The sequence below is a fragment of the Angustibacter speluncae genome, from assembly GCF_054777815.1.
The window spans coordinates 1-11,254 of sequence record NZ_BAAHAF010000028.1; the positions used below are offsets into that span (position 1 = coordinate 1).

Genomic DNA, 11,254 nt, shown 5'->3' on the forward strand with positions numbered 1-11,254 from the left:
GACGCGGCGTCGGCGAGCAGCGACAGCTCGGTCTGCCGGTCGGCGACGGCGCGCTGGGCGTCGAGCGCGTGCGCCCGGGCGTCGCGGGCGGCCAGGCCGCCCACGACGAGGCACCCGAGCACCGCGAGCGCGGCGAGCGCCACGACGAGGACGACGACGCGGCGCACCCGTCGGCGCGGCCGACGCTGGGAGGAGGGCACCCGCCGAGGGTACGGTCGGGGAGTCGTGCGCGAGGCGAGCCCGCGAAGGTCGTGACGGGTGCGGGACCCCGGAGGCACACCTGTTCCGCCGATCGGGCTACCGGGTGACCCTGGGTCCACCGAACGGGCCCCGCTGCGCGAGGGACGATGGGGCGGATCCGCGAAACCGGGATCCGGGTGAGGTGGAGGCCGACTACATTCGGTCACGTCGTGGTCCCCGCCACCTCCTGCCGGCCCGTCCGGTCCCCGAGGTGGACGGGAGACGTCCGGCCGGTGAACGACGCAGGGGGTGTCGAGGGTGGGAGCAGGATCTCCGTCGGGTGGTGAGCCCGAGGCGGGCGATCGCGTCGACGTGCGCGGCGACCGGCTCGAGGTGGTGCACCACGACCGGCTCGAGGTCGTCGACGACGCCCGCCCGCGGCCGGACGACCGGCTCGACCTCGTGCGGGCCGACCACCTCGACGTCGTGCCGGGCCAGCCGACCACCGAGCCGGCCGTCCCGGTCGCCGAGCGCCGCCACGCCCCGGTCGGCGAGCGGCTCTCCTGGGCGACCGGGCTGCCCTTCCACCGCGACGACCTGCCCGACCCCGAGGGCCTGCGCCGCGCCGCCGAGCGCCGCCGGTCCACCTGGGTGCTCCCGCTGCAGCGGCGGATGGCCGCGACCGACGCCCTCTGCGCGTTCGTCGCGATGGGCCTCGGCCTGTGGAGCCTGCCCGCGACCTCGCACCTGTGGCTGCCGGGCGCGTTCGTCTGGGCCGTGGCCTGGCTCTCGCTGCTGTCGCTCGTGCGCGGCTACGACCGCCACCTGGTGGGTGACGGGCCGGAGGAGTTCCAGTCGGTCCTGCGCGCCGCCGTGCTCTCGATCGCGATCATGGGCGTCGTCGCGTTCTCGCTGCAGCTGCTGCTGCCGCGCCGCGCGGTCCTGGTCGCCGTCCCCGCGACGATGCTGCTCACCATGCTGGCGCGCTACGTCTGGCGCCGCCGTCTGCACCGCCGCCGCGGGGCCGGCGCCGCCATGCTGCGCACGCTCGTCGTCGGCGAGCCGCTCGCCGTCGCCTCGCTCAGCACCGACCTGGCGCGCGAGCGCCACCACGGCCTCGAGGTCGTGGGCAGCTGCATCCCGGTGCGCGGTCCCGACATCGACCCCGCCGCCGGCGTCGACGTGCTCGGCGTCATCTCCCAGGTCCCGCAGGTCGTGGTCGACCACACCATCGACGCCGTCATCGTCGTCGGCTCGAAGCTGACGGGGCCGTCCCTGCGGCGCCTGTCCTGGGCGCTCGAGAGCACCGGTGCCGAGCTGATGGTCGCGCCCGGCCTGATCGAGGTCACCGGGCCGCACGTGTCCCTGCGGCCCGCCGCCGGGCTGTCGCTGCTGCGGGTCGAGCGGCCGTCGAACAGCTCGGGCCGCCTGCTCGGCAAGGCCGTGCTCGACCGGGTCGTGGGCGTCGGCGCGGCGCTCGCCGCCCTGCCGGTCGTGCTGGTCGCCGCGCTGCTCGTCCGGGTCACCAGCCCCGGCCCGGCCTTCTACCCGCAGCGCCGGGTCGGCCGCGACGGCGTGCCGTTCACGATGTGGAAGCTGCGCAGCATGGTGCAGGACGCCGACCGGCTCCGCGCCGAGCTCGCCCAGGACAACGAGGGCGACGGCCTGCTGTTCAAGATGAGGCGCGACCCCCGGATCACCCCGGTGGGGCGCTTCCTGCGCCGGTTCTCGGTCGACGAGCTGCCCCAGCTGTGGAACGTGGTGAAGGGCGACATGAGCCTGGTCGGCCCGCGCCCGCCGCTGGTCGAGGAGTACGAGCAGTACCACGACGAGATCCACCGCCGGCTGCGCGTGCGGCCCGGCCTGACCGGCCTGTGGCAGGTCAGCGGGCGCTCCGACCTCACCTGGGACGAGTCGGTGCGGCTCGACCTGCGCTACGTCGACAACTGGTCGCTGGCGATGGACCTGCAGATCCTGTGGAAGACGGCCCGCGCCGTCGTCGTGGGCTCGGGGGCGTACTGATGGCCGTGACCGCGCACCCGTCCACCGCGACGGGTACCCGGCGCGACGTCCTCGACGGCGCGCGCGTGCTCCTCGTCGGCGTGAACTACTGGCCCGACACCACCGGCATCGCGCCGTACACCACCGGCGCGGCCGAGCACCTCGCCTCGCTCGGCGCCCGGGTGCGGGTCGTCACCGGCATCCCGCACTACCCGGCCTGGGTCCCCTCGCCCGACCACCGCGCGCCGCTCAGCCGCGAGCACCGCAACGGCGTCGAGGTCGCACGCGCCCGCCACTACGTGCCGGCCCGTCAGGACGCCCTTCGCCGCGCCGCGTTCGAGGCCAGCTGGCTGCCGGGCGCGGCCCTGCAGGACGCCGCCTCGCGCGCCGACGCCGTCGTCGCGATCAGCCCGTCGCTCGCGGCGCTGCCGATGGCCCGCTGGGCCGCCGGGCGACGCCGCGTCCGGTGGGCGGCCGTCGTGCAGGACCTGATGGGCAACGCGGCCGCCAACGGCGGCGTGCGCGGCGGCGCCCGCGTGTCCGGCGTCGTCGGCGGCGTCGAGCGGACGATGCTGCGCAGCGCCGACCTGGTCGGCGTCATCGGCGAGGGGTTCGGCGACGCCGTCCAGCGGATGGGCGTCGACCCGGCCCGGGTCCGGCTGCTGCCCAACTGGTCCCACGTCACGCCGTCGCCGAGCGACAAGGCGACCGCCCGTGCGCGGCTGGGCTGGCGGCAGGACGCCCTCACCGTCGTGCACACCGGCAACATGGGTGCCAAGCAGGGCCTCGAGAACGTCGTGCTGGCGGCCCGCGAGGCGCACCGCCGCGGCACCGAGGTCGACCTCGTGCTCGTCGGCGACGGCAGCAGCCGCCGCGAGCTCGAGGCGCTCGCGGCCGGCGTCCCGACCCTGCGGTTCGTCGACCCGGTCGACGACGACCTCTACCCCGAGGTGCTCGCCGCGGCCGACCTGCTGCTGCTGAACGAGCGGCCCGACATGGTCGAGATGTCGCTGCCCAGCAAGCTCACCTCGTACCTGGTCTCGGGCCGGCCCGTCGTCGGTGCCGTCCCCGCCCACGGCTGGACCGCCACGGTCCTCGACGAGTCGGGTGCGGCCGTCCGGGTGGACCCGGCCGACCCCGGCGCCCTGCTCGACGCCGTGACCCTGCTCGCGGGCGACCCCGAGGCGTGCGAGCGGATGTCCGCCGCCGGGGTGGCCTACGCCCGTTCCCGCTACGGCGCCGACGCCGGCGTGGGACGGTACGCGGACCTGGTGCGCGAGCTCCTCGACCCCTCGCACGGCCCATCTGACCACCACCTGCGCGAGACCGTCTCGCGTGCCACACCGGAGGACTCATGACCATCGAGGCGGAGCTCGATCAGCTCACCGCGCCCGCGCAGACCACCTTCCGCTACGACGTGTGCGTCGTCGGCACGGGCCGCGTCGGCCTGCCGCTCGCGCTGTCGCTGATGGAGGCCGGGCTCGAGACGATCGGCGTCGACACCGACCCCCACCTGCGCGACAGCGTGAACCGCGGCCGGATGCCGTTCTCCGAGCCCGGTTTCGACGAGCTCGTCGGCAGCCGCCGGCTGGTCGTCGAGGCCGACGCCGAGGTCGTGGCGCAGTCGCGGGCGATCGTCATCACGGTCGGCACGCCGCTGATGAACCACGTCGAGGCCGACCTGTCCCAGATCCACAAGGTGCTCGCGAACATCCGGCCGTACCTGCGCCCCGACCAGCTGCTCTGCCTGCGCAGCACCGTGGGCCCCGGCACCACCGAGTTCGTCCGCAAGTGGATCGAGCGGCACACCGACCTGCGCGTCGGCGTCGACCTGTTCCTCGCCTTCTGCCCCGAGCGCATCGCCGAGGGCAAGGCGCGCGAGGAGCTGCACACGCTGCCGCAGATCGTCGGGTCGCAGGACCCCGAGAGCGGCCGCCGCGCCCAGGAGCTGTTCGGCCGGCTGACGAAGGAGACGCTGCCGACCGACTGGAAGTCGGCCGAGCTGGTCAAGCTCTTCAACAACATCCTGCGCTACGTGCACTTCGCGCTGGCGAACCAGTTCGCCCTGGTGGCCGACGACTTCGGCGCCAACATCCACGAGATCCGCGCCCTGGCCAACCACGGCTACCCCCGCTCGTTCCTCGCGGCGCCCGGCATGACCGCCGGCACCTGCCTGCGCAAGGACTTCGGGATGCTCAACGAGTGGTCGCCGTACCCGGACATGCTGCTGTCGGCGTGGAAGATGAACGAGTACGTGCCGGCGTTCCTGGTGCAGCACCTGTCGCAGCGGGTCGACCTGCACGACCAGGTCGTCGCCGTCCTCGGCTTCACCTTCAAGCAGGACACCGACGACCTGCGCGACAGCCTGGCGCCCAAGCTCTGGCGGTACGTCAACCGGCAGATGCCGGTCGAGGTGCGGGTCACCGACCACCACCTCGCCGACCCGATCCCCGAGCCGTCCGCGGGCAACCCGCGCAACTGGGACCTCGACGAGGCCCTCGACGGCGCCGGCGTGGTCTTCGTCGCGACGAACCACACCGGCTACCGCGAGGCGCTGCAGCGCCTGGCGCGCAAGGCCCCCGACACCTGGGTCGCCGACATCTGGAACGTCGGCGGCACCGACCAGATCTTCTACCGCGCCGGCGAGGTCCTCGCCGGGGCGACCACGGACGGAGAGAACGCGTGAAGGTCCTGCTGACCGGGGGGAGCGGGTTCCTCGGGTCCTCGCTCTGCCGCGACCTGGCCGAGGCCGGCCACGACGTGGTCGTCCTCGACGACAACAGCCGCGGTCGGGCCGACCGCCTGCTCGAGATGGGGTCGAACGTCCGCCTCGTCGAGGGCGACATCCGCGACGCCGACACCGTGCTGCGCGCCACCGAGGGCGTCGAGGTCGTCTACCACCTCGCCTACATCAACGGGACGCGCTACTTCTACGAGCGGCCGGCCGACGTGCTCGAGGTGGGCATCAAGGGCACCCTCAACACGATCGAGGCGGCGCTCGCCCACGGCGTGCGGCGCTACGTACTCGCCTCCACCAGCGAGACCTACAACGAGCCCGAGACGGTCCCGACCCCCGAGTCCGAGCCGCTGAAGATCCCGGACGTGCTGAACCCGCGGTTCAGCTACGGCGGCGGCAAGATCGCGTGCGAGCTGATGGCGCTGCACATGGGCGCGCCGCGCGGCCTCGAGACGGTCGTCTTCCGCCCGCACAACTTCTACGGGCCCGACATGGGCAACGAGCACGTCATCCCCGAGATCTCGCGCCGCGTGGTCGAGGTGAGCGAGGGCCTCACCAAGACCGCGATCGACCTGCCGATCCAGGGCGACGGGTCCGAGACCCGCTCGTTCTGCTTCGTCACCGACGGCTCGGCCGGTGCCCACCTGGTGGGCGAGCGGGGCGCGCCCGGCGAGATCTACCACCTCGGCACCGAGCGCGAGCTCAGCATCGCCGACCTGGTGCGCCTCATCGGTTCCTCGCTCGGCGTCGAGGTCACGCCGGTGCCCGGTCCGCTGCGCGCCGGCGGCACCACCCGGCGCTGCCCCGACATCACCAAGGCCCGCGCGCTCGGGTTCGAGCCGAGGGTCGAGCTGGAGGAAGGCGTCGCCCGCACCGCCCGCTGGTACGCCGACACCGTGCTCGGCGCCACGGCAGGGGCGCGGTGACCGCACCCTCCGCCTCGTCCGGCGCGCCCGCCGGCGAGTCCGTCGTGCTGCCCGACCCGGCGTCGCTGGCCGGGCGGCGCGTGGCGGTCACCGGCGCGCGCGGGTTCCTCGGCAGCCACGTCGTCGCCGAGCTCGAGCGGGCGGGCGCGCAGGCGCTGCCCGTCGCGTCCGACCGCTACGACCTGGTCGACCGCGAGGCCGTGCGACGCATGTACGCCGACCTGCAGCCGTCCGTGGTGGTGCACGCGGCCGCCGCGGTCGGCGGCATCGGCGCGAACGTGGCCAACCCGGGGCACTTCCTGCACGCGAACGCGGTGATGGGGCTGCACCTGCTCGACGAGGCCCGGCTCGCCGGCCTCGAGCGCTTCGTCCTGGTGTCGACCACGTGCACCTACCCCGAGGACGCGCCCAACCCGCTGCGCGAGGACACCATCTGGGACGGCGCCCCCACCGGCGCCACCGGTCCCTACGGGATGGCCAAGCGCCTCCTGCACGAGGCGTGCGCCACCTTCGAGCGGCAGTACGGCCTGTCGAGCGCGGTCGTCGTGCTGGCGAACCTGTACGGACCCGGTGACCACTACGCGCCCGAGACCAGCCACGTCGCGCCGATGATGGCGCGCCGCTACCTCGAGGCGGCCCGCGACGGCGTCGACGAGGTCGTGAACTGGGGCTCGGGCACGCCGACGCGCGAGTTCCTCCACGTCACCGACGCGGCCCGGGCCCTGGTGCTGGCCGCCGCGTCGGGCTGCGGGAGCGCGCCGATCAACGTGGGCACCGGTCGCGAGACCTCGATCCGCGAGCTGGCCGAGGTGCTGGCCGCCGCCGCGGGGTACGAGGGCACCACCCGGTGGGACACGACCCGCCCGGACGGCACGCCGCGCCGGGTGCTCGACGTCTCACGGGCCGAGACGGTGCTGGGGTTCCGGGCCCGGGTCGGGCTCGAGGACGGCATGGCCGGGACGGTCGCGTGGCTGCGGGAGGAGCTCGCCGGCGTCCACGCCTGAGTGACGGCCCCGGCGGGCAGATCGGGCGTCTCGCCGGGCCGGGTCACCCACCCACCGGCCCAGGCGTGACGGTGGGTGACGGGATCGTCGCTTTCGGTGATGGGCCGTACAGGTGCTAGCGTCCTGCGTCGATACACGGAGTACCCGTCAGGACTACTCCGCACGGGGATGCTGGGCCGAGGTGGTCCAGCGTGCAGTCGACACACGCAGTCAGCACCAGGAGTCCCCCGTATGCCCCGCCACGCCCAGCGATCGTCCGCCGCGCGCCCGCCGGTCCGCCGCACCACCACGTCCCGTCACCGCGCCGAGCCCCCCTCCGCGCCGCGCCGGGTCAGCGTGCGGCCCGCGATCGCCGGTGTCGTCGCCGCGAGCACCCTCGCGCTGCTGGCGGCGCTGCTGCCCGGCCAGGGCTGGTGGGCGGCGGCCGACGACCTCGGCGACGAGCAGACGCTCGACGCCAAGGCGTGGTTCCGGGCTTCCGAGGACGTCACCCTCACCGCCGGCCGCACCAACCGCGGCGCGGAGACGGTGCTGCAGGTCGCGCCGCAGGGCGACCGCACGCTGCTGAAGTTCGCCACGAACGACCAGGGCGAGCTCGCCACCGCCACCCTGAGCGTCCACGTCGCCGAGCTGGGTGGTCCGGTGCGCCTCGCGGTGCGCGGCGTCACCGCCGACGGCTGGACCGAGTCGACGGCCACCGCCGAGGCCGCCCCCGCGCCCGGCGCGCCGGAGGAGTCGACGCCGACCGTCGAGGTCACCGGGGCCGGCTGGGTCGACCTGCCCGTGCCCACCACGCTGGTGCGCTCGCCGCAGGCCGCGCTCGAGGTCGTCGCCGTCGCCGGCGACGCCGGCATCAACATCACCAGCCGCGAGGGCGGCCAGGCCCCCGTGCTGGGCCTCACCTGGAAGCCGTGGGCCGGCAAGCCGGTCCCGACGCTGACCACCAGCCCCACGACGTCGCCGACGACCTCCCCGACGACGTCGCCGACGACGCCGCCGAGCAGCTCGACCACGACCTCGCCGTCGACCACGGCCTCGCCGACGACGACCACACCGACCTCCTCGCCGTCGCCCACGACGACGAGCCCGGGCGTCCTGCCGTTCGACATGACCGTCGACCCGCGCAGCACCCAGCGGCTGGCCTTCGCGCACTACTTCACGCCGTACCCGGTCTCGATGGACGACAAGGATGCGGCGAGCGACTACTACACCCGCAACTACCTCAGCCCGACCGGGGAGAGCGGCAAGCACGCGGCCTACGGCGGCCTGCTGCGCGACCGCCCGCTCCCGCGGCCGGTCATCGGCAGCGGGTGGCGCGACGCCGACCTGCGCACCGAGGTGCGCCAGGCCCGGGCGGCCGGGCTCGACGGCTTCACCGTCGACGTCCTGAACATCCGCGGCACCAACTGGGACCGCATCGTCGCCCTGCTCGCGGCCGCCAAGGCCGTCGACCCGGACTTCATGATCGTGCTGCAGCCGGACATGACGACGCTGAACGACGAGACGCCGGAGGCCCTCGCGACCGCGATGGCCCAGCTCGCCGACCAGCCGTCGGCCGGGCGCCTGTCCGACGGCCGGCTGATCATCAGCCCGTTCAAGGCCGAGGCGAAGTCGGCGTCCTGGTGGGGCTCGTGGATCACCACGATGCGCACCCAGCACGGCGAGAACGTCGCGTTCGTGCCGACCTTCCTGGACTGGCGGGCCAACATGGACGCCTTCGCCCCGATCAGCTACGGCTTCTCCGCCTGGGGCGAGCGCAGCCCGGCGCAGACGGCCAGCATGGTGGGCGCGGGCCAGAAGGCCGACCAGCTCGGCAAGATCTGGATGGCGCCTGTCGCGGTGCAGGACGTGCGGCCGAACCAGAGCACCTACTGGGAGGCCGGCAACACCGAGACCCTGCGCGGGTCGTGGAACGCGGCCATCCAGGGCGGCGCCGAGTGGGTGCACATCCCCACCTGGAACGACTACTCCGAGAACGCCTCGATCGCGCCGTCGGCCAACCACGGCTACACGTTCGTGGACGCCTCGGCGTACTGGATGACGCAGTGGAAGAAGGGCACCGCCCCGACGCTGAAGCGCGACGCGGTCTACGTCACCAGCCGCATCCAGCCGGTGGCGGCCCGCCCGACCTTCGCGCAGACCAAGCTGATGACGCTGCGGAGCAACTCGATCCCCGCCCGCGACACCGTCGAGGCGCTGGTCTTCCTCACCGCGCCGGCGACGATCAAGGTCACGGTCGGCAGCACGGTGCACACCTGGGAGGCGCCGGCCGGCGTGAGCGCGAAGACCTTCCCGCTCGCCACCGGCACGGTGAAGGCCTCGATCACCCGCGGCGGGTCGACGATCGGGACGGCGCAGCTGCCCAAGCCGGTCACGTCCACGCCGTACGTGCAGGACCTCAGCTACTACGGGGACGGCAGCCTGCGGTGACGGTGGGGCCGTCCGGGGGACCTCACCGGTCTCCCTGACACCCTCCGGAGCCGTCGTTAGCATTGGGGGCGTGGCCGCCGCGCGGGCGGCCCGCCGAGGCGCGACCGGAGGGGCTGCATGGAGGTCTCCGACTACCTGGCAGCCGTCCGGCGGCGGTGGCGGGTGGCGGTGGCGAGCGTCCTGCTCGGGGTGGTCGCGGCCGTCCTGGTGAGCTGGCAGACCACGCCGCAGTACACCGCCACCAGCCAGTCGTTCGTCACCCTCGGGGGCGACGCCGCCGACACCAGCGGGCTGTACCAGGAGTCGCAGTTCACCGTGCAGCGGGTGAAGTCGTACACCCAGCTGGTGTCGAGCCCGCTCGTGCTCCAGCCGGTGGTCGACCGCCTCGACCTCACCGAGTCCACCTCGTCGCTGGCGCGGCGGGTGAGCGCGAAGAGCCCGCTGAACACGGTGCTCATCGAGGTGACCGCGACCGACGCCGACGCCGCGACGTCGGCCCGCATCGCCGACGCGGTCTCGCTCGAGCTCGCCAGGACGATCGAGGAGCTCGAGGCCCAGCGCGGCGGCACCTCGGCGGTGCGGGTCAGCCAGACCCGGCCGGCCGTCGAGCCCGACGCCCCGACCAGCCCCCGCCCGGCGCTCAACCTGGCCCTCGGCCTGGCCCTGGGCCTGGCCGGCGGGCTCGCGCTCGCGGTGCTGCGCGACCGGCTCGACACCACCGTGCGCACCCGCCGCGACCTCGACGAGCTGCTGCACGCCCCGTACCTCGGTGGGGTCGGCGACGACCGGGCGCTCGAGCGCGGCCCCCTCGCCGGCGACCACCTGCTCAGCACGACCGGCGAGCAGTTCCGCACGCTGCGCACCAACCTGCAGTTCGTCGACATCGACGAGCCCGTGACGAGCCTGGTGCTCACCTCGGCGGGTCCGGGGGAGGGCAAGACCACCACCGCGTGCAACCTGGCGGTGACGCTGGCCCGGTCCGGTGCGCTCGTGTGCCTGGTCGACGCCGACCTGCGGCGTCCGAGCGTGGCCCGCTACCTGGGCCTGGAGGGCGAGGTCGGCCTCACCGACGTCGTCGTCGGCCAGGTGCCGCTCGACGACGCGCTGATCGGCTGGGGCGGCCTGACCACCCTGTCGGTGCTGCCGTCCGGCATGCGGCTGCCCGACCCCAACTCGCTGCTGGCCTCCGAGCGCCTCGGTCGCACGATGGCCGCGCTCGTCGAGCGCTTCGACGTCGTCGTCGTCGACGCGCCGCCGCTCGGGCCCGTCACCGACGCCGCGATCCTGGCCCAGCGCACGGACGGCCTGGTGCTCGTCGCCCGGCACGGCCGCACCCGCCGGGCCGCGCTCACCGACGTCCGCCGCCAGCTCGACCACGCCCGCGCGCGGGTGCTGGGGTCGGTGCTCACCTTCGCCCCGCGGCGCAACGCCGAGGCCTACGGCTACACCCCGGTCGAGGAGGCCGCCGCGACCGGCGGCGGGCTCGCGGGTGCGTTCTCGCGCCGCCGCTCGCCGGGCGCGGCCGGGTCGGACAACGCCGGCACGGGTGAGGCGACCACCGCGCAGGGCCTGGCGCGACCGGACCGGGTCGGCTCCGGCCGGTGAAGCGACCCGCAGCGGTCCCGCGGGGACCGGCGGCGGCCGACGCCGATCGCCTGCCGGTGGTGCTGCTCGTCTGCCAGGCCAACGTCTGCCGCTCGCGCGCGGCCGAGGAGCTGCTGCGCCGGCGGCTGACGTCCGTGGGGCTGGCGCTCGACGTGCGCTCGGCCGGCACCGCCGCGCCCGCCCACGCCCGCCGCTGCCCGTCGATGGACGCGCTGCTGCGCGCCCGCGGGCTCGAGCTGCCCACCGACGACGGCACCCGCCAGCTCGACGCCGCGGTGCTCGAGCGCGCGTCGCTGGTGCTGGTGGCCGAGCGCCGGCACCGTGCGCACGCCGCCCGCGTCGACCCGGCCGCCCGCAGCCGCACGTTCACC

Annotated in this window: 9 protein-coding genes; 8 read left to right on the forward strand and 1 reads right to left on the reverse strand. The window is 74.6% G+C overall.

The window, feature by feature from the left end; translation table 11 throughout:
* Positions 1 to 200, reverse strand: a 200-nt coding sequence (locus ACYVKY_RS03130; protein WP_460433534.1) for a hypothetical protein, incomplete at its 3' end; no start/stop codon positions are given.
* A 298-nt stretch (positions 201 to 498) separates the two neighbouring features.
* Between ACYVKY_RS03130 and ACYVKY_RS03135 the strand changes: the two genes are divergently transcribed.
* From ACYVKY_RS03135 to ACYVKY_RS03170, 8 genes are all read left to right on the forward strand, one after another.
* Positions 499 to 2,202 carry a sugar transferase gene (locus ACYVKY_RS03135; protein ID WP_460433535.1) on the forward strand — a complete coding sequence of 568 codons (1,704 nt, stop codon included), beginning with the start codon at positions 499 to 501 and terminating at the stop codon, positions 2,200 to 2,202.
* Between the two features lie 5 nt (positions 2,203 to 2,207).
* Positions 2,208 to 3,539, forward strand: a complete 1,332-nt coding sequence (locus ACYVKY_RS03140; protein WP_460433536.1) for a glycosyltransferase — start codon at positions 2,208 to 2,210, stop codon at positions 3,537 to 3,539.
* Positions 3,536 to 4,867, forward strand: a complete 1,332-nt coding sequence (locus ACYVKY_RS03145; protein ID WP_460433537.1) for a nucleotide sugar dehydrogenase — start codon at positions 3,536 to 3,538, stop codon at positions 4,865 to 4,867. Before ACYVKY_RS03140 ends, ACYVKY_RS03145 begins: the two co-directional genes overlap by 4 nt.
* Positions 4,864 to 5,844, forward strand: coding sequence for an NAD-dependent epimerase/dehydratase family protein (locus ACYVKY_RS03150; protein WP_460433538.1), 981 nt, complete (start codon positions 4,864 to 4,866; stop codon positions 5,842 to 5,844). The genes ACYVKY_RS03145 and ACYVKY_RS03150 overlap by 4 nt, the downstream gene beginning before the upstream one ends.
* Positions 5,841 to 6,848, forward strand: a complete 1,008-nt coding sequence (locus tag ACYVKY_RS03155; protein ID WP_460433539.1) for a Rossmann-fold NAD(P)-binding domain-containing protein — start codon at positions 5,841 to 5,843, stop codon at positions 6,846 to 6,848. The genes ACYVKY_RS03150 and ACYVKY_RS03155 overlap by 4 nt, the downstream gene beginning before the upstream one ends.
* 231 nt (positions 6,849 to 7,079) lie before the next feature.
* Entirely contained in the window at positions 7,080 to 9,278 is a 2,199-nt protein-coding gene (locus ACYVKY_RS03160; protein ID WP_460433540.1) for a glycoside hydrolase family 71 protein, read from the forward strand.
* A 117-nt stretch (positions 9,279 to 9,395) separates the two neighbouring features.
* On the forward strand, positions 9,396 to 10,883 hold the full coding sequence (locus tag ACYVKY_RS03165) for a tyrosine-protein kinase domain-containing protein (protein ID WP_460433541.1): 1,488 nt from the start codon (positions 9,396 to 9,398) through the stop codon (positions 10,881 to 10,883).
* Positions 10,880 to 11,254, forward strand: a 375-nt coding sequence (locus ACYVKY_RS03170; RefSeq protein WP_460433542.1) for an arsenate reductase/protein-tyrosine-phosphatase family protein, incomplete at its 3' end; no start/stop codon positions are given. The genes ACYVKY_RS03165 and ACYVKY_RS03170, both read left to right, overlap by 4 nt.